Below are 25,259 nucleotides of genomic sequence, written 5' to 3'. Positions count from 1 at the left end.
TTGATACAGGAGGGGACCTAATGGAAAGATCACGTAACAATAAAGAAAAATCCATTACAGAACAACAAATTCAAGATTCATTTCAAGATGGTACAGTAGATACAAAAAAAGCAAACACCGGCTCAGTAAAAGGGAATAAAAAAGTAGACGGCCCTAATTATCCGTCTACGTAAATAAAGTGCCTGACAATGGTCAGGCACGATTAATCGGCAAGGTGCAGCACCGGAATGAACCACCGGATTTGATTATTTCAGAAATATCCACTTCAATGACTTCATACCCAGTATGCCGCAGCTTTTCATTCAACTGCTGATTCTCAGGCAGACTGATGATTTTACCATTTCCGATCGAAAGTACATTCGGACCCATTGTAAATTGTTCCTTTTCATTTACCTCAATTAATGAATACCTGCTCCCAAAAAGATCACGACTTTCCTTGCTGAAGGCAGGAATATAAATCAATGCATCAGTTGGTGAAATAACGTTAAACAAACAATCCAAATGGAGATATTTTGAATCAAACGGCACAGCAATCACTTCATGCTGAGGAAGTTTGCCTTGAAGCTCTTTAATCGCCGCTTCCGTCGTTCTTTTACTTACCCCAACCCAAACGGTTGACTGGTCAATGACTACATCTCCACCCTCAATCGAATGGGATTCGATTTTTTTAGCGAATTCCCCCGCTCCTTGAAGCCAGGATAAAAGAAGAGATTCCTCCCCTCTCCGTATATCATTTCCCATGGTTGAAACAAATACAGTATCTCCAATCGTGAACCCTATATCGCGTGTAAACACCTGCTCCGGAAACGTTTCTAATGGCGGGAACTGAATAATCTCCGCTCCATGCGTTTTTAGTACTTCCATAAATGTATTGTGTTGCTCCATCGCTTTTACGCGGTCAATGTTATGATCCAAAAAATGTTTTTGTGTCTCATTAATAACCTTTTTTATGGTCATATAAGCAGGAGGACAAACAATAACCCTTTTAAGTATGTCGAACTCAGTATTACAGGAGAAAGTATAATTCCCTTGTTTGTTCTCAATCAGCATAACCAGTCCTCCACTTTTCTTTTTATTGTTATTCCTTCTTTATCCAATTCTCAAACAGGTTTAGAAAAGAAAATTCAAAAGAAAGATGGAGTTTTTTGTTATAATATGCTATTGAACCGGGTGGAGTGATTTTTTTACCGTCTTTATATCTCCTTTTAATGAATAGCAATGAGCATGTGCCTCTTGAAGAAGCCAAGTCTGTATAGCTGCTTCGGTTGCTCGAACGATCATAGCCGTTTCCCCATCCTTTTCGGCTGTTTCATATAACTCAACTTCAGCTGGATGCAAGCCCAGTGTAACCCTAGAAGAGGAAGGCGTGATTACGAGGAAATAGTCAAGCATCTTTTGATCGGCAGCCTCTTGCTGCTCTTCACTGTCAAGGTCAGGTTTTACTCGCTGCACAAGCTTCGATTGGAAGACATACGAAAGATCCTCAACCATCGCACTTGCTGTTGGCAATTTGCCTGCACCTGGCCCTTGCAGGGTGATTTCTCCTACAATGCTGCTGGTCACTCGAACCGCATTATCCACTCCGTCGATTGAAGAAAAAGGATGACTGGATGTCAATGCGACAGGCTTTACATAGCCTTTAGTTTTGTTACCGGAAATTTCAATTTCAGCAACATGGCGAAACGTCAGTCCCAACTCTGATGCCAATGCAACATGTGTACCTGAAACTGTATCGATTCCCAGCTTTTCAACCTGACTCCACTGTGGTTGCTTTCCAAAAGCCAGCTGGCTTAAAATCATCAGCTTACTAAACGCATCTGAGCCATCCACATCATTTGATGGATCCGCTTCAGCATAGCCAAGTTTTTGCGCTTGCTCCAACGCTGCAGCATAGGGTGTTCCGTTTTGTCTCATCTTCGTTAATATATAATTGGACGTCCCGTTTAAGATTCCTTCAATTTTTCGAATGCGGTTGACCTGTAATAGCTGGGTAAGTGTTCGTATGATGGGTGTGCCACCTGCCGTTGTTGCTTCAAACCCGATCTGCACGCCATTTTCCTGTGCCTGTGCAAGAAGAGCTTCCCCATGACGGGCAAATAACACTTTATTTGCTGTTATCACGTGTAAGCCGCGATCAATAATCTGCTGTAAATAGCTGTAACCAGGCTCCTCTCCAACAATGGCTTCAAACACAACCTGGAGACCTGGCGTTGACAGCACCTCTTCAATTTCAGTTGTAACTTTACAGTCGACATCCCTTTTCTTTGAAGGATCTTTCACAAAAATAATTTCAATGGATACATCCGCCCCAAGGATTTTGCGAAGCTCATCTTGATGTGATTGAATCACTTCATACACGCCTTGCCCTACTGTGCCAAATCCCAGCAAAGCAGCTTTTATTGTTGACATCCCTCGCCCTCCTTTATTTATATGCAGTAAAAGTTCGTTGCCGTTTTTACTTTTCGGGAAAATTTAATCTGCTCTAATCATCTTTCTAAAAAAAGGCCTGCTTCAAGCTTTTAACGAGCAAAGAGTCTTCTTTACCCGTTAAAAGCTCTTATTTTATTTCCTTATTACTGTTGGGAAGCCTTATTTTTGAATATTAACCAGCTTATGCTTGCGTGCTTGCAGAGGAGTCTTCCAACTGCTGCCCTGCCGCCAGTTGAATCGCACGGTCTAATTCTGCGATCAAATCACGAACAGACTCAATGCCAATGGAAAGACGGATTTGATCTTCTGTTACACCCGTTGCAGCCAAAGCCTCTCCTGTCAGTTGGGCATGTGTTGTGGAAGCTGGGTGAATAATAAGTGATTTCGCATCTCCAACATTCGCTACGTGAGACCATAGTTCAATATTGTCAATAACCTTGCGCCCCGCTTCTCTCCCACCTTTAATGCCAAAAACGACAATCGAGCTGGCACCTTTAGGAAGATATTTTTTTGCCAACTCATAAGATGGATGACTTTCAAGTCCCGGATACGATACCCATTCAACAGACGGATGCTGCTCCAAAAATTCAGCAATCACTTTCGCATTTTCTACATGGCGTTCAACTCTTAAGTGAAGTGTTTCAAGCCCTTGCAGTAAATAAAATGCATTTTGTGGACTCAACGACGCACCCATATCGCGTAAAAGCTGTACCCGCAATTTTGCAATATATGCTGCTGCATCTAGATTCACAAAGCGCAGTCCGTTATAGCTTGGGTCCGGCGTTGTAAATTCAGGAAAACGTCCGTTACCGTAATCAAAGCGCCCAGCATCAACCACGATGCCGCCAATTGTTGTGCCATGACCGCCTATCCATTTAGTCGCAGAATGAACTACAATATCTGCTCCATGTTCAATCGGTTTATTTAAATATGGTGTCGCGAACGTGCTGTCAACGATGAGCGGTACACCGCCTTCATGCGCAATCTCTGCCACCTTTTCTACATCAAGAACGTGAAGGCTTGGATTCCCAATAATCTCTGCAAATACTGCTTTTGTTTTTGGCGTTATGGCTTTTTTGAAATTCTCCGGATCAGTTGGATCAACAAACGTTACGTTAATTCCATAGCGTGGAAGCGTATTAGCAAATAGATTATAGGTTCCGCCATAAAGGTCCGTGGCTGCGACAATTTCATCTCCAGCGCTTGCCAGGTTTAAAATCGAAAACGTAATCGCCGCCATCCCCGAAGATAAGGCTACTGCTCCAATCCCGCCTTCAAGCAGGGCAATTCTTTCTTCAAAAGCTCCAACCGTTGGATTCATAATGCGTGTATATATATTTCCTGGTTCTGCAAGTGAGAACAAGTTTTGAGCATGCTGTGTGTCATTAAATACATAGGATGTCGTTTGATAGATTGGAATTGCACGAGCTCCTGTCACTGGGTCTGCAGCTGTTCCTCCATGCAGTAAAATCGTTTCAATATCATACTCTTTTGGTGTTGTCATCAATGATCGCTCCTTTTTATTTTAAATTTCCACAAATTAAACAATTGAGGGAGTACGAATCGTGATGTGAACAAGAAAAGGGTAAAATAAAAACCCCCTTCATAAGAAGAGGGTATATATCCTCCTCTTATCTTTCAGATCACGTTAGATCTGTAGGAATTAGCACCTTTCCGAATCGATGTTCAATTCGTTGGTTGCCGGGCATCTAAGGGCCTAGTCCCTCCGCCACTCTGGATAAGAGTACTATTAAGTTCAGGTTGATTTAAATCTCTTGTTCTGGATTATAGAGTAGTTGCTTAGTAGAAGTCAATGATTTTTCAAAAAATTCTATATTGTTTTCATTTAGCAAAGTGGATTGTGAAACGTTCCACATGGAACAAGAAACGTGTCAATACGGTCTTTCTCACTGTTTTTCGCGGTAGAAAATAAGATAAAAATTTTCCTTGTTGAAAAGATGCAACAAAATTTGTTGGAATTATGTTGTGTATTTGCGTGGCGTGTCCCGTTTATCGAAGCTCAAGTTGCATTTATCGAAGTTTGCGTGCCGCTTATCGAAGCTCAACTTCCATTTATCAAAGTTCACTTCCTGTTTATCGAAGCTTCGGGACCTTTGACTCTCAATTTCCCCCTCAAAAAACGCCCGCGACCGAGTCGCGAGCATTCTTTTACTATTATTATGCTATTTTCTTTTTCTTTGTTGGTGGTGAAGATTTACTCACACGCAAGTCCTGATTAAAGGCCTTAATCAATGCCCAAGACATAACAAGTAAGATAAACGTTAATGGCAGTGCACTAACAATAATCGCCGTTTGAAGAGCCGATAGTCCGCCTGACCCGAGCAAAACCAGGGTGGAAGCAGCCAAAATTAATCCCCACGTAATTTTTACTCGGTTTGGTGGATTCAACATCCCCCCGGTTGTCTGCATACCTAAAACAAATGTAGCAGAATCCGCAGATGTAATAAAGAATGTCGAAATTAATAATACAGCCAGTACCGAAAGTATTCCCCCAAAAGGCAACTGTTCAAATACAACAAATAATGCCGTTTCGATCGATTGTCCAGAAATATTTATTCCTTGAGTAAGCTCCAGGTTAATTCCTGTTCCGCCAAAAATGGTAAACCAAAATGCACATAACAGCGTTGGAATGAGCAATACAGCGATCGTAAACTCCCGCACCGTTCTTCCTTTGGATACGCGTGCGATAAACATCCCGACGAAAGGAGTCCATGAAACCCACCAAGCCCAGTAGAAAATCGTCCATGCCCGGGTCCAGGAAGCTTCTTCCTCGTTAAATGGAGAAAGCCTAAGGCCCATGCGTGGAAGATTTTGAAGATATTCACCCATCGTATTTACAAACAGGTTCAATAAAAAAATGGTTGGGCCTAAAAAAAGCATCGCAGCAAGCAGTAACATTGCGAGTGACATATTAATATTACTTAACCATTTAATACCCTTGGAAATCCCTGTAGAGGCAGATAAAATAAACAGCACAGTAATAATCGCCATGATGACAACTTGGACTCCAAAATTATACGGCATCCCGATCAAGTAATTTAGTCCTGAATTAATTTGCTGCGATCCTAGTCCAAGAGAGGCTGCAACACCAAAAAGAGTCGCAAAAACAGCAATGACGTCAACCGCAATACCAATAGGACCTTTTGCCCGGTCGCCAATTACAGGTGTCAACGTAGCACTCATCAAGCCGGGTGCTCCGCGGTTAAACTTGAAGTATGCAAGTGCTAGCGCAACAATAGCATATATGGACCATGCATGAAGTCCCCAGTGTAAAATGGTGTACCTCAGTCCAAGAGTAGCAGATTCTTCTGTTCCGCCTGCGCCAAATGGTGGAGAAGAGAAGTGAGCGACCGGTTCAGATACACCGTAGAACAGCAAGCCAATTCCCATTCCTGCAGAAAATAACATCGCAAGCCACGTTGCCCGGTTATATTCAGGCTTATCATCCGGCTTGCCTAATTTAATTTTTCCAAATGGACCTACAATCATCATGATGGCAAAAACGAGGAAAAATGTAGCGATAATCTGATAGAACCAACCGAAGTTAACTAATACAAATGATTGCGCAGCGTTCATTCCACTTGCTAGTTGATTAGGCATTAGTACGCCTATGAGGACGAAAACAATCGAAATCCCCACCGAAATCGTTAGTGTTTTATTACCTTTCATTGCATCGTACTCCTTCATTTATATAATTAAAAGCCACTAAATTATACCACACTTTAAAAAAATGATAAAAAAATTCACCATTATAATAAAATATGAAGAATATCTTCAATTTGTAGATTTATCTATCTTTAATTACCTCCCTCACGTAAAAAAGAAACCTCTTTTTTAAATGTTTCTTCATCAATGGTTCCATTCTTTGAAGAAAAATGTATTTAACATTCTCAATCACACACGAATCCGCTATAAAAACCACATAATAAATAACACTCAATAAAACTTGAAAAATAATTTCCCTTCGAATTTTAAATATGCTGCCTCGATTAAATTACACATTCGTTAGTAAATAACTGTCTTTCAATCGCTTTGAGAAGATAAAGCTCTATACCCACGCTCATTAGTATTATAGGTACGACAAGATGTAAGTGGGTTTATCCCTCATCAAAGATCTTAAAATCCGCTCAATTTTCTTCATTTATTTTGTTTCATCTATGTTAAAGTAAAAAGAAAAGGAGGAATAAAAAAAGTGACATTGCAGCAGCTGAAATATGTCATTGAAATTGTGCTCTGCGGCTCCATTAATGAAGCGGCACGTCGTCTTTATATGTCGCAGCCGAGCTTATCAAAAGCATTGAAAGAACTGGAGAAAGAACTGGGCATCGATATTTTTCATCGTACATCCAAGGGTATCACGCTTTCATCCGACGGGGCCGAATTTCTAGGGTATGCTCGGCAGGTGGTGGAGCAAGCGGAGCTGCTGGAGCGCCGCTATTTTAACGCCGCGCCTTCCCAACAGCTGTTTTCTGTTTCCACACAGCATTACGCGTTCGCGGTCAATGCCTTTGTGGAAATGATTAAAAAGCATGGTGCGCTTGAATATCAATTCACCCTGCGTGAAACGAGAACCTATGAAATTATCGACGACGTGAAAAATCTGCGCAGTGAAATCGGCATTTTGTATATCAGCTCCTTTAATGAAAAAGTCATGATGCAAATGATGAAGGAAGAAGGGTTGGAATTCCATTCGCTTTTTGAAGCGAAGCCGCATATTTTTGTCAGCGCCCAAAACCCGCTAGCCTCTGAATCATCAGTGACGCTCCAAGATTTAGAAGACTGCCCGCGCCTATCCTTTGAACAGGGAGAATTTAATTCTTTTTATTACTCAGAAGAAATATTTAGTACCATCCCCCATAAAAAAAGCATTCATGTCAGTGACCGGGCGACCCTTTTTAACCTGTTGATCGGGTTGAATGGTTATACGATTTCAACCGGTATTTTAAGTGCCGATTTAAATGGTTCTGACATCGTCTCCGTGCCTCTTGATGAAGACGAGACCATTTCGGTCGGCTGGATCGTCCATAAAAAAACAAGGCTAAGCAGAATGGCCAATATTTATTTGGAGGAATTAAAGCAAATTATTGATTACTACGCCGCACCTTGATATAGCCTTTAACTATATCTGACTATCTCTATTAACCATTACGCTATATCCGTTTTCCCGTGCTATGATACAAGCACCTTCAACATAGCAATGTACGTTGGAAAAAGAACTGTCAATAACGATATAAGTTTAATGAAAATTGACGAGAGCCAAAACGGCGCGACAAAAGGAGATAGAATAGAGTGCGTAAAATTAATGCTTCTGAGGTAATGGCAGGCAGTAAGTTTAATCGTTTTCATTTATTAGTATTTTTTTGGTGTGTATACGCGATTGCATTCGATGGATTTGATATCGCCATTTACGGGATCGGACTGCCATTAATGATGGAGGATTTCGGGTTAACGGTTGTGGATGCGGGCGCAGTTGGCAGTTATACGCTCGTAGGAATGATGGTGGGTGCACTTGTATTTGGTCCGCTCGCTGATCTAATCGGCCGAAAAAAAGTGTTGGCGATTTGTATGTTTTTATTCAGTGCATTTACTTTTTTGGCTGGTTTTGCACCAAACGCAACCATTTTTACGATTTTGCGCTTTATAGCCGCGCTTGGAATGGGCGGTCTTATGCCCAACGTCATTTCTTTAATGACTGAATATTCCCCTAAAAAAAATCGTGCTCTCATTGTAGCACTGATGTATTGCGGCTATTCTGTGGGAACCATTATTGCTTCACTTATTGGGATGTACATTATGGAAGACATGGGGTGGAGAGTTTTATACTGGCTGGGCATTATTCCACTTTTCACATTACCCATCTTCATGAAAAAATTTCCCGAGTCCCTATCTTATTACATACTGCGTAAACAAGGAGATAAAATTGCCAACATATTAAATCAAGTGGATCCTACAGGAAATTATAAAGAAACAGATGACTATGAGTATGCAAGTACGAGAGAAAATGCGAAAGGTTCTCCCGTAAAAAAATTATTTATCAATAATCGTGCAGTTAGTACATTCGCTTTTTGGCTCGCAGTATTCAGCTCTCTATTAATGGTATATGGCTTAAATACATGGCTGCCAAAAATTATGCAGGAAACAGGTTACGGATTATCTTCCAGCCTTTCGTTCATTCTCGTTTTAGCGGTCGGCCAAATTGGCGGATCCTTGCTTGGTGGTTACTTAGTGGATCGAATCGGCCATCGTAAAGTACTTGTATCAATGTATTTACTTGGTGCCATTTGCTTTGTTGCACTTAGCATGACGTCTAATTCACTGCTGCTGTATGTACTAATTGCCATTGGCGGCGCCTGTACTGTAGGAACACAAAATCTTGCGAACCCATATATCTCAGAGTTTTATCCAAAAGAGATACGTTCTACAGGCGTTGGGGTGACTGTAGGAGTCGGCCGGATTGGTGCGATCGTTGCTCCGATTTTAATCGGGCTTCTTCTCACTACCAACCTGGCGCCGCAAAGCGCGTTTATAGCCTTTGCCATTCCAAGCATTCTTGGTAGCATCGCATTTTTATTGGTTCAAGAAAAATACGCCAGTTTTGATAAACTGGATGTTTCTCAAAATGGAGAAATTGCATTTAAAAAAATAATAGATAATAAAGCACTCTAGAACCTGTACATTATTTTTCTTAAAGAGGGTAATAAAAATCCATATTCTTCATTTGCCTTTCACTTCTATAACAATGAAAAATCGAGTGTAAAACCTTTCCAATTTTACACTCGATTTTCTATGTGATTTATACTGTTTTCTAAGTTATCGGAACTCCCTAGATTTATCAGCTGCTCCGACGAAATCGATCATTACCTTAATTCAATTTTAAATTCTAAAAATAAATCATTATAATACGCGAGCACTTCCTTCCCAAGGTTATCGTATACCTCCAGCTTTTCAGTCAGCTCAGGAGAGGGATAAAAGCGTTCATCACCTGAAATATCCTCAGGCAATAGCTCAAGCGCTTTTTCATTAGGTGTTGAATAGCCTACATACTCCGCATTTTGCGCGGAATTTTCAGGGTCAAGCATGAAATTGATAAACTGATGAGCACCCTCTATATTATCGGCCGTTTTTGGAATGACCATATTATCAAACCATAAATTTGAGCCTTCTTCCGGCACAACATAATCCAGGTCCTCGTTTTCATACATAATTTCTGCTGCCATACCAGACCATACAACGCCAATTGGTGCTTCTCCATTGCCGATCAGCATTTTCACTTCGTCTCCAACAATGGCTTTTATATTCGGCGAGAGTGTATGAAGCTTTTCTTTGGCCTGCTGCAGCTCGCTTTCATTTGTTGAATTAAGCGAGTAGTATAAGCTGTTCAACCCCATTCCCATAATTTCACGCGCACCATCCACGAGCAAAATGTCATTGCGGAATTCTTCGTCCCATAAATCATTCCAGCTCGTGATCGTTTTGTCTCCAACCATTTCTTTGTTGTACACGATCCCTACTGTGCCCCAAAAATAAGGAATAGAATACGCATTGTCTGGATCAAACGATAAATTAAGAAAACGCGGATTTAAATACTGCCTATTCGGCAAAAGCTCGTGATCAAGCGGAATTAAAAGCTCTTCTTCCTTCATTTTACTTATGGCATATTCAGAAGGAACAGCTAAATCATAGGTTGTTCCTCCCTGCTGAATTTTGGTCAGCATCGCTTCATTCGAATCGAAGGTTTCATAAATGACACGTATTCCTGTTTCTTCTTCAAATTGGTCAATTAAATCTGGATCACTATAATCACCCCAGTTGTAAATGGTAAGCGTATTGCCGCCGCTTAGTCCTTGCGATGCATTTAATCTCGCTACGATAAAAATGAAGATAAAAGCAACAGCCAGGACGATTAAAAACGTACGAATGAGCTGCTTCATTTCCGAACCCCCATTCCTGTCAGGCCCCCGCTCTGCCTGCTGATAAAGTAATAGCCGATCACCAGCCCGATTGTTACTAAGAAAATAATCGTCGACAGCGCATTAATCGTTAAGGAAACACCTTGTCTAGCTAACGAGTAAATCTCAACGGAAAGTGTTGTAAAGCCATTTCCCGTGACAAAGAACGTGACCGCAAAATCATCCAAGGAGTATGTAAGCGCCATGAAGAACCCTGCAAAAATGCCTGGTGTTATATACGGTAAAATGACCTTTGATAGTACTTCAAAACGGCTTGCCCCCAAGTCACGCGCAGCATCAATAAGCGCTGGACTCATTTCCTGTAGCTTTGGCAGCACCATGATCACCACAATGGGCACACTAAAGGCAATATGAGCTAACAGCACAGATGTAAAGCCTAACTGAATCCCTATAATGGTAAAAAGAATTAAAAATGATGCCCCGATAATGACATCAGGACTCACAATAAGCACGTTATTCAATGACAGCAGTGTATTTTTTATGCGCTGCGTTTTAACATACATAATTGCTAACGCACCAAACACGCCGATAATGGTTGAGACCACAGCTGACAGCAAAGCATTAATAACCGTATTTAATACAATAACCAGCAGCCTTGTGTCCTGAAACACCTCACGATACCAGTCTAACGTGAAGCCATCAAAGCTATACATTGTTCCAGCGCTATTAAAGGAGTAATACATTAAGTAAAAAATCGGTGCATACAGGATGACAAACACTATGGATAAATAAATTGCAGGCCATTTACGCTTTTTTTCCATTGGTCATCCCCCTCTTTCCCGTTAAAAACATAATAATTACCATAGCAATGATTAAAAATACTGCAATCGTTGCGCCCATTCCCCAATTTTGCGTTACAAGGAAATGCTGTTCAATTGCCGTTCCAAGAGTCGTGACCTGATTTCCCGCAATTAATCGCGTGATCATAAAGAGTGATAGGGAAGGAATAAACACAAGTTGACACCCAGCCCTCACTCCATCAATCGTTAATGGAAAAATAACGTGACGGAACGTGGTCCATGAAGAAGCTCCCAAATCACGCGAAGCATCTACAATAGAAGGATTCAGCTTATCGAGTGCATTAAATATTGGCAATATCATAAAGGGAATAAAAATATAAACGGAGACAAGTACAAAGCTAAAATCAGTAAACAGTAATTGCTGCGGGCCAATTCCCGCCACTTCAAGCAGTGCATTCACCGGACCGTACGTGCCAAAAATCCCTAAAAATGCATACACCTTAAGCAGCAGATTAATCCATGAAGGCACAATAATTAATAATAGCCAAAGCTGCTTATGCTTTGTTTTTGTTAGCAATAACGCGGTTGGATAGGCAACAAGCAAAGAGAAAATTGCAATTAAAAATGCGTACCAAAATGAGCTAAGCGTCAGTTGCAAATAAGTAGATGTAAAAAACGCTCCATAGTTGCCAAGCGTAAATTCACCATTCAGATCGGTGAACGAGTAAAAAAGGACAAGACCAAGCGGTGCCAATACAAAGAGCGCAATCCAAAACGTATACGGAAACAGATAAAAATTACGCGACTTAGTTTGCATGATCCTTCTCCACATACGCTTCAAGACGTTTATCAAACTCTTCTTCCGATTCGTTAAACCGCATAACATGTATAGCTTCAGAATCAAAGGTTAACCCAATTTCCTCACCAACCGTTGCTTTCTTCGTCGAATGAACAAGCCACTCATTTTCAAATTCATCATAGCAGCAAATCTCATAATGAACGCCGCGGAACAGCTGAGAATCCACTCTAACTCGAAGTTTGCCTTCATCCCTTACCGTAATGGCAAGATCTTCGGGACGGATTACAATTTCTATCGGCTCATTCGAATTCAATCCACGGTCCACACAAATGAATTCTTTTCCGGCAAAGGATACTTTATAATCCTCGATCATAACCCCTGCTGTAATATTTGATTCTCCAATAAAATCAGCGACAAAGCGATTGATCGGTTCATCGTAAATATCTGTTGGCGTTCCGCTCTGCTGGATAATACCATGATTTAAGACAAAGATTTCATCTGACATGGCCAGCGCTTCTTCCTGATCATGCGTAACAAAGATAAAGGTAATCCCAAGACGCTGCTGGAGCTCTCTTAATTCATACTGCATCTCTGTTCGCAGCTTTAAATCCAGTGCAGAAAGCGGCTCATCGAGTAAAATAACCTCCGGCTCATTGACGATTGCACGTGCGATCGCAACACGCTGACGCTGTCCCCCGGACATTTCATTGATTTCACGATTTTCATAGCCTTCAAGATTGACAAACTTCAACGCTTCTTTGACTTTTTCTCCAATTACAGCTTTTTTCATTTTTTTAATTTTTAAGCCAAAGGCTACATTTTCAAACACATTTAAGTGTGGAAATAATGCGTAGTCCTGGAACACTGTATTTACCTGACGTTTATTTGCAGGAACGTCATTGATTACTTTACCATCAAAGTAAATCGAACCGCTTGAAGGCTCCGTAAAACCTGCAATGAGCCGCAGAATAGTTGTTTTTCCACAGCCTGAAGGGCCTAATAGCGTGTAAAATTTCCCCCGTTCAATCTTAAAGCTGACAGAATCAAGTACTATAGCATCGTCAAACTTCTTCGTTACTTGATCGAATTGAATAATCGTGTTATCGCTCATCTTTTTCTCCCCCTAACACCACTTCTATAAGTATGAGTCCGTACAAACAAGCACCAGCTCTGACAAGCCATTAAAATCATTTACAATTTGATGCTCTTCAGAAGCGTGGAAATAGATAGACTCTCCTTTTTTTGCTACGTACGTGTGTTTTCCTAGTCGAACAATTACTTGCCCGCTTAACACATAGGCAAATGTTTCCGAAAGAGAAGGCTCAAATACTTTAAATTCACCCTTTTCCTGAAAACACAGGCGAATGGGCTCCATCTCTTTCTCATTGGATTCAGGGACAAGCCACCTGATTTCATAGCCACGTTCTTCATCCACAAAACCCGTCTGTTCTTCTTCCTCATACACTACTTTTTGCTTGTGGATGTCTTCATCAAAAAATTCCTTTGGTGAGATTCCAAGCACTTCCAATAAATGAAAAAGCGTATCAATGGACGGAGAACTTAGATCACGCTCAAGCTGAGAAATATATCCTTTACTTAGATCCGTCCGTTCACCAAGCTCTTCTTGTGTCAGCCCTTTTTTCAAACGGAGATTCTTAATCTTTTTTCCAATTTCCATCATTCTACCTTCCATCATGTTTAGTATTACTAAACTTTTAGTCAATAAAGTTTTCTATTACATTACTTTTAGTTTACTTTTAACACTAGAATTTTATACGTAATTGGGAGTAAATGCAATATTTTTTCCATATTAATAGGAGGGATACCCATCCAGCTTCTAAAAATCTTTTCTTATTCAGCAAAAGAGACCGCGCAAGCACGATCTCTCTGAAAAAGACAGCATTTATTAGAAATTTTCTCTATCTCATCACACTTCCGCCCGAGATCTTTAATGATTCCCCGATAATATTTTCAGCAGCATCCGTTAATAAATAGACGATGCTTCGGGCAACCTCCTCCGGCTTCGTAATACGGCCAGATGGAAGATCTTCTTCGGTCATTTTCAATTGCTCCTCGTATGAGCGTCCTGCCCCATCCGCTTTTTTCTGGATTGCTGATCTCCCCATCTCTGTATTGACAAAGCCCGGACATACTGCATTTACTCGAATGCCATGCTCAATCGCTTCTACTGCAAATGATTGCGTAAAGCCTGTAATCGCAAATTTAGACGCACTGTAAGCGATATTGCCATGTGTCCCTCTTAGCCCTGACAAAGAAGACACATTCACAACAGCGCCTTTCTTTTTCTTTCTCATTTCTTCATACACAAGCTGTGTTAAAAGCACGGTTGAAAAATAGTTCAATTCAATAATCTTACGAAGATCTTCTTCTTTTAACTGATCCAGTGTGTCGCCCCCTGATACACCTGCAGCATTTACAAGCCCTGTGATCGAACCGCCTTTGACAGATGCTTCTTCCACAAGACGCCGTCTGTATGCGGCCTCATTTAAGTCTGCCGGGATGACAATAAGCTGTCCAGCTGCATGAAGAGATTCGCAGTCTTCTTTTAATTTCCCAAGCTTTTCTTCATTCCTTCCGGTCACACTGACTGTCGCTCCTGCAAGAATAGCGGCTTTTGCGGTTTCATACCCAATGCCTCCCGTTGCACCCGTAATAAGTATATGTTCGTCTTTTAAGGCTTCTGTAGAAAAAATGGTCATTTATTCTCTTCCTTTCTCATTTAGTCCTATTATTTCATTCCCTTTCATTCCTCCTCCCTAAACAAAAAATCGACTGGACATAGCCAGTCGATTTCATGATTTATTCAATTCCGAGCACTTGATTCAACGTTTGCGTCCAGCTTTCAACAGATTTGCGCTCTTTCTTTTTAGGCACCCTTTTTGGGTAGCCTAAATGAAGTGAGCCAATCATTTTTTGATCCTCCGGCACTCCCATTGCGCGTCCAAATTCTTCATCAAAGATATAAGGATTCGTCCTCCACACAACACCGATCTCTTCTTCCCAGGCGGAAAGCTGCAGGTTTTGAATAAAAGCACTTGTAGCCCCGACCGATTCAAGCTGCTTCTTTTCTGTATCTTCACGGTCAGTTGTAACAAGCAAATGAAGCGGTGTGTCATGGTAATAAGATGTATAGGACTGACGCAGCTTCTCATGCTGTTCCTCGGTATAATTTGATGTCACGCCTGTACGCTGATAGCTCACAAGTACCTGTTCAAGAAAATGCTGTTTTTCATTTGGATCTTCGATAATGGTTACATGCCAGGGCTCTTGCTTACTATGAAAAGGTGCATAGGATGCAATTTCTAATAGCTTATATAATGTCTCTCTTGGAATCGAAGTTGTCTCTAATTCACGAACAGTTCGGCGTTCTTGTATTGTCGTTTGGATAGCCAATGGAAAATCCTCCTCTTATCATCGCTCGTATTTGTTGATAATGATTATCAGTATCAGATTAATTACAGTGTACCTTCTCTTTTGAAAAATAACAAGCTGTTTCTACATATTTTTGGAAGGGATAATTTCATTTCATCCCATAAGAATAAGCCAGCCTTGAGTAGTGAAAGCTCAAATGCTGACTCCTTTGTATAAACCTAATATATATCACTTGAAGGTAAAATTTTTCCGGATGATGAAATCACTGCATCATCCTCTTTTTAACAAGTTTTGTGATGAGTGCAAATAAAAACACGAGTATTGTATAGACCATCATCCCAGCCGACAACATTACCAAAGCAATTCCAGCCCAAGGATCCATCATCGCTGCTGCAGCAAAGCTTGAAATAAATACGATGATCGTTAATCCTAAACTTACGAACGCAGGTAAAAAGATTTTTTGAAGGCGCTGCCGTGTAAACAGTGTAAGCGCAACAAGCAAAAGTGTATACAGTAAGCCAATGGTTCCGCTATTCACTGATAAATCAAGCGCTCTGAGAAACCATTGTCCTCCCTCTGACTGTGGAAGAGCTTCGATGCTGATTTCTGCTGGCTCTCCGGACTCAAGATCCACTGTCATAAGGCGGTATTGCTCCGGCTGGCTTGGCCGGTTGTGTTGATAAAGAAAGGCTATTTTCTGTTCATTGTGGAAAAAAGCCGGTGATTGGACGGATGCATGAAGATCGGTCAGTTGCTTCATCTCTTTTGAGTCTATGTTCAGTAAAAATAATTCATATTCAAACAGCGAGCTATCCTGTGACTCTTCCGATACAGCAGTAAAAGCAAGCATCCTTCCATTCGGAGAAATCCGAGGTGAATAATATGACATATCAACTGGCGCAGAATCTGCCGTCACGACTCCTTTCTCAATTCCATCTTCGAGCGAAAATGAATAAACCGTATCTCCAGTGTCCTCGTAAAGGCTGTAATATAGCTCTGTTCCATCAGGTGAAAGAGAGAATATATCAATTTTCAAACGTGGTTTGCTCTTCTTCACCTCCATCACTTGGAATCGAAAAGATATCAAATCCTTCTCTCGATTCCCCTTCTGCTTTAAACATGTCTTCAGCGGGAGTCGCAGCATAATAGATGACATCTCCACCTGGTGAAAAAACGGTGTCAGAAACATATTGCTTGTTGTCTGTAAGCTGAAAAGGATTCCTTCCATCTCTGTCAGCCGTATACAGGTACTGAATTCCTTCAGTATCTTCAGCTAAGTACAGAATGTTCGTCTCATCATTCGAATAGGAAGGCTCCCTGTGCCGCTCTCCATTCGGTTCCGTTTATTGCTCCACATCGGTTCCATCTAGATTTGCCCGGTAAATCGCTTCACTTCCATCTGTAAAAGATGAAAACAGGATTATTTCATCATCAGGTGACAGAGCAATCTCACTGCAATACCGGTAAAATAGTTGTATGGATCACTGTCTCGTAAAAAACTATAGATTATCGCTCCTACAAGAAGGAGGGCAAGAAAGAATATAAAAATAAAAAGGATTCGATATTTTTTCATTATCTATCTCCTCTTCTCAACATCTATTATAATATGAATATATTACTTCCTATTTTAACCATAAATTTCACTGCAATCCACCCATTCTATATACAACGCAAAAAGCTGTGAAAGCTCTATGCTCTCACAGCTTTTTAAACATGTTCTGCCTTTAATGCATGCTGCTTCACTGCTTCAAGTGCTTGTTTAATATCATTTAAAAGATCATCCACATTTTCCAAGCCCACAGATAATCGAAGGAGACCGTCTGTGATGCCTCGTTTTGCCCGCTCTTCCGGAGGCATTGCAGCGTGAGACATCGTTGCAGGATAGGATAAAATGGATTCCACAGCGCCAAGGCTCACTGCGAAAACCGGAATTTTCATATGTTCTACGAAAACACGTGCACTATCCTTCGTCGGCAATCGAAAGGATAGAACAGCTCCTGCTCCTGATGACTGTCTCGCATGGATCGGGTAGCCTTCGTGAAAAGAAAATCCAGGATAATATACTTCTTCGATTTCAGTATGATGATGAAGATAATCCGCGATCTCTCTTGCAGAATCCTGCGACTGATTTAAACGTACACTCAATGTCTTCATTCCCCGCAGCAAAAGCCAGCAGTCCTGTACACCTAATATTGAGCCAAATGAGTTTTGAATAAATCCAATCCGCTTCCCAAGCTCCTCATCCTTTGCAACGGCAAGTCCCGCTACAACATCACTATGACCAGACAGAAATTTCGTCGCGCTATGCAGCACAAGATCTGCACCAAGATCAAGCGGCTTCTGCAAAAGAGGCGTCATAAATGTATTATCCACAAAGGTCATGCATCCATTCGCTTTTGCAACCTTTGCAACACCTTCAATATCCGTAATATTCATACAAGGATTAGAGGGTGTTTCCACATAAATCACCTTTGTATTCGGACGAACGTTTCTCGCTATTTCATCCAGATCCGTCATATCAATAAACGTATGTTCAATTTTAAATTGCGTTAAAACCTGAGTGATCAGGCGATATGTTCCACCATAGACGTCCGTTGATACGAGCACATGATCACCCGCTGACAGCAGCATAAAAGCACTTGAGATCGCTGCCATTCCTGATGCAAATGCATATCCCTTCGTCCCGTTTTCAAGATCTGCGATCGCTTCTTCCAGCGCAAGCCTCGTCGGGTTGCCGGAACGGCTGTAATCAAAAGGACCAAATTCGTCAAATGAGTTCTGATGAAATGTGGATGAATAATGCAATGGAACATTCACTGCGCCTGTTGGTTGATCAATGAAGTTAGGTTGATGCATTAGCCTCGTCTCAAATCCAAGCTCATTTTTGGTCATAGAACTGACGCCTCCTTTTGAACAGCTTCAAGTGCTTGGGCCAAGTCACTTGTTAGATCATCTATATGCTCAATCCCAACTGAAAAACGCAGCAATCGATCACAAATTCCACGTGCATGCCTCTCCTCCACCGGAATATCTGCATGCGTTTGTGTTGCAGGATACGTAATAAAGCTTTCTATTCCCCCTAGGCTCTCTGCAAATACAATAAGTTTAAGCGAACGAAGGAAAGGGTCTACCCACGCCGAGTCTTTCAAGCGAAACGACACCATCCCGCCGACGCCCGGATATAATACACTGTGGATGCCTTCATGCTCGGCTAAGAAAGAAACGACTTTTTTTGCGTTTTCCTGATGACGGTCCATACGCAGCGATAATGTTTTAAGCCCTCGAATTAAAAGCCAACAATCAAGCGGTGCTAAAACCGCTCCAGCTCCATTATGAAGCGCAGCCAGTCTCTCGCAAATCGCCTCTCCCTTCGCAACAACTAATCCAGCCAGTACATCATTATGTCCGCCGATATATTTCGTTGCACTGTGGATCACAATATCTGCACCTTGCGTAAGCGGCTTTTGTAAATATGGCGTCAAAAATGTATTATCTACAATCAATAGAAGGCTATTTTCTTTCGTTAGACGTGCAATGGCTGAAATATCAGTCGTATGCATTAAAGGATTTGTCGGTGTTTCAACGATAATCGCTTTCGTTTTATCTGAAAGATTTGCTTCTACCTCTTCTAAATTATTTGTATCAACATAACGAGTTTGAATGCCGTACGTTACCTCATAATGCTTTAACAAACGATATGTCCCACCATAAATATCATCGGATGCAAGAATCTCATCTCCCGCTTTAAAAAGGGTAAGAATAAGCTGAATCGCAGCCATTCCCGAACTGCAGGCAAAGCCTTCATCCCCTTCCTCGAGCTTAGCGATACCTTCCTCTAATATGGAGCGGGTTGGATTTTTTGTACGCGTATAATCAAAACCTGTTGAAGCACCGATGCCTTCATGGCGATAAGCTGTTGAGAAATATACTGGTGGATTTACTGTACCTGTTGCTTCTTCGCTGCGATTTCCTAATTGTGCTAATTGAGTTTCAAGGTGATTGTTTGTCATTGTAAGTTCCTCCTTCATACATAGGGCCTGTAACGATTGGAAGGAAAAATAAAAAGGACCTTCCTGTAAGAAGAAGGTCCGAATCATCATTCGTGGTTCTCCTTATCGCTCAGGTTAAAGTAAACCTGCTGGAGTTAGCACCGTGCCAAATGTGGCTGGTTGCTGAGGCATCAAAGGGCCAGTCCCTCAACCTCTCTGGATAAGTATATAAATTATAGTATTATTATTCAGAAAAATCAATAACGTTGATATTAACCCTACAACAGCTGATCCAAATAATCAAGAGGAAAAGTATATTTTTTAAAACATTCATTTAGTTAATATCGTAACTGGTAAAGTGGAAGTACCGAATTTTCAAGAGACAGAGGCCATTTACAGGCCGTTAGAAAAAATTACAGGCCTTCGTGGAGCATTTATAAGCCGTGCTCCCACATTTACAGGCCGTCACTCAATCACCCAAAGACTTTTCCACACAAATTTTGAACTTATGTCCATAAATGCTCAACGAAGGTCCACAATTCATTATTTTTGTATAGGGGAAGAGTCTGTAAGCCCATAAAAAGAGTAACAGCCCAACATACCTTTCTAATAAAAAAACTCCACCCGCTGCACATAACGGATGGAGTCAACAAAGGGGGGCGCCGCTTTTATTCCATACCTTTTGTCACAAAACGGTTTGGACAGGTGCGAACTATCCAAATGAAAGGTTGAATCCTGTTGGAATCAGCAGCTCTTCGTTCATCCTCTTGCTCCAATTCATTGAGTGGATTATGACCAATAAATCTAATTGAGAATGAATTTCATTATTATTGTATAAATAATTCTGTGAAATGTCCAGTTTTTTTCTATTACATTTATGTGTCTAAATGTAAATAATTCTCTAAACCGCTAATTTACTAAAGATTCTACAGAACGCTCTTCCCATTCCCCACGAAGCAGCCCCATTCGAATAGAATCATAGTACCCCCCATTGTAATAGCTCATTTTCTCAGCTTTGCTTCCATTTTCATACCTAATTTTTCTTCTACCTTGATCATGCGTTCATTCCCAGACCGGGTGGTATACCCTACTCTTACAAGAATCTTTTCCGTAAATAAACGTTGGATCCACAGTCGCAGCGCTTCTGTTCCGTAACCCCCGTTCCAATACGCAGGTTCATAAATACCAAATCTCATCTCCAGCCACTTGGAAGGCTCATGCTCCCAGTAGTAGCTGACAATGCCAATGATTTCCCCTTCGTAATCAATGGCCCAAAAATCATCCGCGTCGACGTATTTGTCCCGTTTAGCAAGAAAATGCTCAAGAGTTATAGGAGTAAATGGATAATAGAGAGCGTCCCACTTCTTCCATTCTGGTGATTCCTCTTTATAGATTAGCTACCACAGACGATGCAAATCATCATCTGTGACAGGTCGAATACGCACACTTCCTGCATGTCCTTTTTCCATCTATTCACTCCTTATCCCAAAAAAACGTTCCAAAATCGGCTGAAAACGCTGGTGGCTTTGCTCCACATAGTCAGGATCAAGCTTAGGTGCCTCCAAATCAATGTTTTTATGACGATTAGGGATATCTTCCCCATCATGGTCAATAAAAAGCTGAATCCCGTCGATTGTCATTTCAGGATGGAATTGAAACGCAAGAATATGGTCATTATAAAAGCCTTGAACCGGGGTTAAGGTTGAACTCCCAATCCGCTTCATGCCTTCTGGCAAATCATAAATATCACTATGCCAATGAAACATGGGGCAGGATATTTGATCGACGCCAAAATCCTCAAGAAATTGCTCGGACCAGTCAAGAGGTGCCCAGCCAATTTCATGCTTTTCCAGAGTTGTAATTGATTGTCCATGAGCGTGAGCAATCAGTTGAGAGCCAAGGCATATCCCGATCATTTTTTGTTTGTTGGAGATCACTTTTTTAATAAAGAAAAGCTCGTCCTGCAACCAATCAATATTCTCAATATCCTTGACACTCATAGGTCCTCCAAGAATGACAAGTACATCATCCTGATCAAGAACTGGATAATCATCAGGTTTTTTTGCATCAATATACTCAAGCGGTATATCCCACTGTTTTGCCCATTCCTCCAAATAGCCGGCATTATCAAACCATGCATGTTGTAAACAGATAAATTTCATAGTAACCCACTTTCTTTTATATGATGAATGATCGTAAAACAATGATCACCCTTATAAAATTAGTTTCCCTCTACTTATTTACCACTTAGCAATACAAATCATGCATCATTTAGAAAAATGGGCTATTTCTTTACAGCTGCCTTGATAAAATCAGCTGCCGCTATTAGCATTTGCTGTTGCCGTGGCTGCTGTCATAGCTGAAATCATTGCGGACTGCTGAGCCTGTAAAATTGACTCTATCGTCGTTGCGAGACCGACATTCAGCATTTGATTACCTGACAGCTTCTCCTGGACCACAAATCGTACTGCTAATAGAAAACATAGATCTTTATGCCAGCGAAGCGATTTTTCTTTTATCAAGCTGTTATACGTTTCAAGCACTCTATATAGCAAATTTTCAGGCTGATCAGCTAAACCCAGCACCCCTACAGCAGGGTAATGAAGTCCTTTAAGCTTTACATTTTGCTGCTTTAGATTTTCAATCCAGTCTTTTGTATTTTGTACAAGGACATCTCGCTGATCATGCTGCCCATAGGTTAAAATATGCGAGAGAAACTGGCGGTCATTTCCCTTCCCCATCACTCCATCCATTTGTTGGTAAAAATACGACATATCTTCAAGCAAACGTACTGGATCATCTCCTGATTCCGCTAATAAAACAGCCAGTGGATAGTCATCATGAGAGGTAAAAAAGAAGTGCTGCTTACGCATTCCTTTATACACCTCCATCGCACGATCACAATGAGCCTTCATATCTTCTCCTTCATTCATCGCCATGTATAAAGAGTAGGCTGAGATATAGCTATATGGACTTCGTTTAAAGCCGCGGTCAATCAGTAAATCATAGCATTCCTGCACACGCTCAGATGCATAGGCTGGGTTTTCACAATTTGTAATCAATAATCCAGCCAATGAATAACCCAGATTGGATTTTAAAAAGGAGAAAGCTCCTGCTCGATCATTTATATAATCTACCACCTCTATATAGCTCTTCAGGTCGAACGCCTTTTGCCCCCCAGCGTATTGCGCTGCCGTCAATAGCAAGACACCTTTGTCCACACGCCATCCATATTTCCCCTTAAGCTCATTATAGATTTCGATAAATTCTTGTTTTTGCTTTACCATCTGTTCCGTTTCAATCCCCCCGCTCTATATTCATACCAGTTTTACGATTCGGGTGGAAAAATGTTTCATTACCTAGGGGCAACAATTTGACGCAGAAAGGATTCCAAGGGCTCCAAACGCTGGATAAATTGATTGCAATCCTTGCTGTCATAGCACATATATTTTCCGAATGCTTTATCATTTTCGTTTAGTTTTTTAAACTTCTTTTGTGCAGTTACGAGCGCCACGTCACCAAAACGATGGCATACCTGACAAATATTTTTTTTTGTTAAAATCACATAGCGCCCCTCAACCCCAATCAACTTACCGTCAAGCTTGTACAAAAGATATTGCTTGCTTGAACCGATATCCTTCCAGCCTAAATAGGTTAACGATTGAAAATCAGTATTTTTTAACGATGGCAACTTAAGTTTTTTCGTTTTTGAAAAGATCTGTTTTAGATCAGTCTGAGTAATGGATGGAAAAGCGATGCGATAGGGCCGAAGATTTTGTAAGTACCTCTCTCTTTCCTCTTCCGTTTTCAGCGAGAAGATTGGCGCAAGCTGCCTCTCCTGCATCTCTGTCAGGGAATTAAATGAATTTTTTACCTTCTCCTCCACCCCAACACGAACCGCCAGCTCCACATCTCGATCCACAATACCGTGCACTTGCTTTTGCAGCAGTGTCACTTCACGCCTAATCAAATTAAATTGATGATTTTGTATAAATGGTTTCATTTCGTTCTCCTTTCAAAGGATTCAATTTCCCTGTAGTCTTTCCTATCTGCTTTCGGTACACACTAACACCAAATTTCCCAGCAATGCCGATCATGAGGACCACTCTTTCTCGATTCTATATTGTTAAATTGAAGATTTGCTCGTCTCTAGCCCACTGATATTTCTAGTGATTTTTATTATAGAAGGAATTTAAGAGAATAAAAGTCTATATGGTAGAATAAAAATAAAACGATCTATTTAGGAAAATATACCATGTCATATGAACAAAATCAGCCACACAACAAGTATATAGAAGGAAATCTTATTTATTTAAGACCTTACGAAACTGAAAAGGATCGCGAAGCACTGTACAAAGGAATGTTTGCAAAAGAGGCCAATTTATTTACAGGCAGTACGAAGCCATTTTCCAAGAAAATGATTGATCAATATGTTGATAAAGTAATGATTGGGGACCATACGAGAGTTGATCTTTTAATTATTCGTCAAGAGGATGATGCGGGACTTGGCGAGGTCGTATTAAATGAAATAGACCAATGCGAATATTTGCATTGGTCTATTTCATGAGGCCTACTTTAATAAGGGATACGGGACAGAAGCTTTGAAGCTGCTGGATTATGGCTTCGGCATGCTTAATTTACATCGTATCGAGCTGGATGTCTATAATCATAATGACCGTGGAATGCACGTATATAAAAAGATCGGCTTTAAACAGGAAGGCATTTTAAGAGTTTATCTTTTTATCAACCATCGATATTATGATCTGATTATGATGAGCATAGGCAACAATACGGCAAATAGAATAAAGGCCCGAGAGGATCTCCCGGGCCCATTCTTTATTTTTTCCGTCCCCAATAGGTCGCTAAAATAGGACCAGAAATATTGTGCCAAAGACTAAACAGGGCGCTCGGTACGGCAGCGGCTGGACTAAAATGCGCTACTGCAAGCGCGGCACCCAGTCCGGAATTCTGCATGCCAACTTCTATGGAAAGAGCTTTTTGGCTAGGGTAATCGAGCTTTAGCCATTTTCCTACTAAGTATCCAAGCAATAATCCCAAACCATTATGCAAAACAACTACAGTAAAGATTAATAAACCAGTAGCAATGATTTGCTGTTTATTGGCACCTACTACAGCGCCAACAATCATGACAATGGCAATTACGGAGATCAAAGGCATTACCGGAGTAGCCTTTTCTACTTTCTCCTTCAACAGTCCTCGGACAACAACACCAAGAATAACCGGTACAAGTACCACTTGAATAACGGAAACAAACATACTCATAAAGGAAATTTCAAGCCACTGACTAGCAAAAAGGAAAACAATCGCCGGTGTTAAAATTGGTGCCAGCAAGGTGGACACAGATGTGACAGCAACGGATAACGCCGTATTTCCCTTTGCTAAAAAGGTGATAACGTTGGACGCTGTTCCTCCTGGACAAGACCCTACCAGTATTACTCCAACCGCAAGCGCTGGAGGAAGCTGGAATGCCGTCGCAAGTCCGAAAGCGAGAAGCGGCATAATCGTATATTGAGCAGCAACTCCGATAAATACACTTCTTGGCTGTTTCGCTACCGCACTAAAGTCTTGAACAGTAAGCGTCATTCCCATGCCAAACATAATAATTCCAAGAAGCAGCGCAATGTGTGGACCAATCCACGTAAAACCTGCAGGGATGATAAATGCAATAACACCAATTAATAAGACCCAAATCGCAAATGTGCTCCCTGCAAAACGGCTGATCTTCGTTAAAACTCCCATGACAACACTCCTAAACTAACAGAATGCTTATCATTATAGATAGAAAAATCTGTTTATTCAATCTATTTTTTTGGACCACGAATTATTAATTCATGATTTATCATTAATTCTTACCGTCCGGCTTGTCTGCACTATACTTTTCACTGTACACTGCTGA

The 25,259-nt window shown here is 41.0% G+C and carries 23 protein-coding genes, 1 pseudogene and 2 riboswitches; of the genes and pseudogenes, 5 read left to right on the top strand and 19 right to left on the bottom strand.

Annotated features, from left to right (window positions below; all coding sequences use genetic code 11):
- Positions 1-20: 20 nt before the first annotated feature.
- Positions 21-173: a hypothetical protein gene (locus tag KP78_RS19850; RefSeq protein ID WP_157841421.1), complete on the top strand. Its 153-nt coding sequence runs from the start codon at positions 21-23 to the stop codon at positions 171-173.
- A 19-nt stretch (positions 174-192) separates the two neighbouring features.
- Here the strand turns inward: KP78_RS19850 and KP78_RS02045 are convergent, their stop codons facing one another.
- The 4 genes from KP78_RS02045 to KP78_RS02030 form a co-directional block, all read right to left on the bottom strand.
- Positions 193-1,050, bottom strand: a complete 858-nt coding sequence (locus tag KP78_RS02045; protein WP_041085829.1) for a dimethylarginine dimethylaminohydrolase family protein — start codon at positions 1,048-1,050, stop codon at positions 193-195.
- A gap of 108 nt (positions 1,051-1,158) precedes the next feature.
- On the bottom strand, positions 1,159-2,409 hold the full coding sequence (locus KP78_RS02040; RefSeq protein WP_084219626.1) for a homoserine dehydrogenase: 1,251 nt from the start codon (positions 2,407-2,409) through the stop codon (positions 1,159-1,161).
- 202 nt (positions 2,410-2,611) lie between these two features.
- A complete protein-coding gene (locus KP78_RS02035; RefSeq protein ID WP_052474477.1) occupies positions 2,612-3,934 on the bottom strand; it encodes an O-acetylhomoserine aminocarboxypropyltransferase/cysteine synthase family protein in 1,323 nt (440 codons plus the stop codon).
- Between the two features lie 124 nt (positions 3,935-4,058).
- Positions 4,059-4,175: riboswitch (SAM riboswitch) on the bottom strand.
- A 433-nt stretch (positions 4,176-4,608) separates the two neighbouring features.
- Positions 4,609-6,120 carry a glycine betaine uptake BCCT transporter gene (locus KP78_RS02030; RefSeq protein ID WP_041085828.1) on the bottom strand — a complete coding sequence of 504 codons (1,512 nt, stop codon included), beginning with the start codon at positions 6,118-6,120 and terminating at the stop codon, positions 4,609-4,611.
- 523 nt (positions 6,121-6,643) lie between these two features.
- Here KP78_RS02030 and KP78_RS02025 point away from each other — a divergent pair.
- Together KP78_RS02025 and KP78_RS02020 are read left to right on the top strand one after the other, a co-directional pair.
- The gene (locus KP78_RS02025) at positions 6,644-7,558 is read left to right on the top strand and encodes a LysR family transcriptional regulator (protein WP_041085827.1); all 915 of its coding nucleotides are present in this window, start codon (positions 6,644-6,646) and stop codon (positions 7,556-7,558) included.
- Between the two features lie 182 nt (positions 7,559-7,740).
- On the top strand, positions 7,741-9,117 hold the full coding sequence (locus KP78_RS02020; protein WP_235420808.1) for an MFS transporter: 1,377 nt from the start codon (positions 7,741-7,743) through the stop codon (positions 9,115-9,117).
- A gap of 191 nt (positions 9,118-9,308) precedes the next feature.
- On the opposite strand, the gene KP78_RS02015 is transcribed toward KP78_RS02020, so the two are convergent.
- From KP78_RS02015 to KP78_RS01950, 14 genes and pseudogenes are all read right to left on the bottom strand, one after another.
- The gene (locus KP78_RS02015) at positions 9,309-10,382 is read right to left on the bottom strand and encodes an ABC transporter substrate-binding protein (protein ID WP_041085825.1); all 1,074 of its coding nucleotides are present in this window, start codon (positions 10,380-10,382) and stop codon (positions 9,309-9,311) included.
- On the bottom strand, positions 10,379-11,182 hold the full coding sequence (locus KP78_RS02010; protein ID WP_041085823.1) for an ABC transporter permease: 804 nt from the start codon (positions 11,180-11,182) through the stop codon (positions 10,379-10,381). Before KP78_RS02010 ends, KP78_RS02015 begins: the two co-directional genes overlap by 4 nt.
- Entirely contained in the window at positions 11,166-11,978 is an 813-nt protein-coding gene (locus KP78_RS02005; protein ID WP_041085821.1) for an ABC transporter permease, read from the bottom strand. Before KP78_RS02005 ends, KP78_RS02010 begins: the two co-directional genes overlap by 17 nt.
- The gene (locus KP78_RS02000) at positions 11,968-13,071 is read right to left on the bottom strand and encodes an ABC transporter ATP-binding protein (RefSeq protein WP_041085820.1); all 1,104 of its coding nucleotides are present in this window, start codon (positions 13,069-13,071) and stop codon (positions 11,968-11,970) included. Before KP78_RS02000 ends, KP78_RS02005 begins: the two co-directional genes overlap by 11 nt.
- 24 nt (positions 13,072-13,095) lie before the next feature.
- On the bottom strand, positions 13,096-13,638 hold the full coding sequence (locus KP78_RS01995) for a helix-turn-helix domain-containing protein (protein WP_041085818.1): 543 nt from the start codon (positions 13,636-13,638) through the stop codon (positions 13,096-13,098).
- A 241-nt stretch (positions 13,639-13,879) separates the two neighbouring features.
- A complete protein-coding gene (locus KP78_RS01990; RefSeq protein WP_041085816.1) occupies positions 13,880-14,680 on the bottom strand; it encodes an SDR family NAD(P)-dependent oxidoreductase in 801 nt (266 codons plus the stop codon).
- Between the two features lie 100 nt (positions 14,681-14,780).
- A complete protein-coding gene (locus tag KP78_RS01985) occupies positions 14,781-15,374 on the bottom strand; it encodes a nitroreductase family protein (protein WP_041085814.1) in 594 nt (197 codons plus the stop codon).
- Between the two features lie 241 nt (positions 15,375-15,615).
- Positions 15,616-16,389, bottom strand: coding sequence for a TolB family protein (locus tag KP78_RS01980; RefSeq protein ID WP_041085813.1), 774 nt, complete (start codon positions 16,387-16,389; stop codon positions 15,616-15,618).
- Between the two features lie 671 nt (positions 16,390-17,060).
- Positions 17,061-18,245 (bottom strand): cystathionine beta-lyase, encoded by a 1,185-nt coding sequence (gene metC / locus KP78_RS01975; RefSeq protein ID WP_041085812.1) that lies wholly within the window; start codon positions 18,243-18,245, stop codon positions 17,061-17,063.
- Entirely contained in the window at positions 18,242-19,363 is a 1,122-nt protein-coding gene (locus KP78_RS01970; RefSeq protein ID WP_041085810.1) for a methionine biosynthesis PLP-dependent protein, read from the bottom strand. Before KP78_RS01970 ends, metC begins: the two co-directional genes overlap by 4 nt.
- Positions 19,364-19,462: 99 nt before the next feature.
- Positions 19,463-19,569: riboswitch (SAM riboswitch) on the bottom strand.
- Positions 19,570-20,251: 682 nt separating this feature from the next.
- Positions 20,252-20,736: pseudogene (locus tag KP78_RS01965) on the bottom strand (GNAT family N-acetyltransferase).
- A 75-nt stretch (positions 20,737-20,811) separates the two neighbouring features.
- Positions 20,812-21,504 (bottom strand): type 1 glutamine amidotransferase, encoded by a 693-nt coding sequence (locus tag KP78_RS01960; protein ID WP_041085808.1) that lies wholly within the window; start codon positions 21,502-21,504, stop codon positions 20,812-20,814.
- Positions 21,505-21,654: 150 nt separating this feature from the next.
- A complete protein-coding gene (locus KP78_RS01955; protein ID WP_041085806.1) occupies positions 21,655-22,629 on the bottom strand; it encodes a DUF4003 family protein in 975 nt (324 codons plus the stop codon).
- A 68-nt stretch (positions 22,630-22,697) separates the two neighbouring features.
- A complete protein-coding gene (locus KP78_RS01950; protein WP_041085805.1) occupies positions 22,698-23,345 on the bottom strand; it encodes a FusB/FusC family EF-G-binding protein in 648 nt (215 codons plus the stop codon).
- 252 nt (positions 23,346-23,597) lie between these two features.
- Between KP78_RS01950 and KP78_RS18440 the strand changes: the two genes are divergently transcribed.
- Entirely contained in the window at positions 23,598-23,909 is a 312-nt protein-coding gene (locus tag KP78_RS18440) for a hypothetical protein (RefSeq protein WP_052474475.1), read from the top strand.
- Positions 23,887-24,213, top strand: a complete 327-nt coding sequence (locus tag KP78_RS21150; RefSeq protein WP_084219624.1) for a GNAT family N-acetyltransferase — start codon at positions 23,887-23,889, stop codon at positions 24,211-24,213. Before KP78_RS18440 ends, KP78_RS21150 begins: the two co-directional genes overlap by 23 nt.
- Here the strand turns inward: KP78_RS21150 and KP78_RS01940 are convergent.
- The gene (locus KP78_RS01940) at positions 24,179-25,102 is read right to left on the bottom strand and encodes a bile acid:sodium symporter family protein (protein WP_041085803.1); all 924 of its coding nucleotides are present in this window, start codon (positions 25,100-25,102) and stop codon (positions 24,179-24,181) included. The two genes, KP78_RS21150 and KP78_RS01940, sit on opposite strands and share 35 nt — an antisense overlap.
- Between the last annotated feature and the right edge of the window lie 157 nt (positions 25,103-25,259).

Source organism: Jeotgalibacillus soli (assembly GCF_000829435.1).
GTDB classification, from domain to species: domain Bacteria; phylum Bacillota; class Bacilli; order Bacillales; family Jeotgalibacillaceae; genus Jeotgalibacillus; species Jeotgalibacillus soli.
Note: the sequence above shows the minus strand (reverse complement) of the source record. Positions and strands in the feature narration are given on the sequence as shown.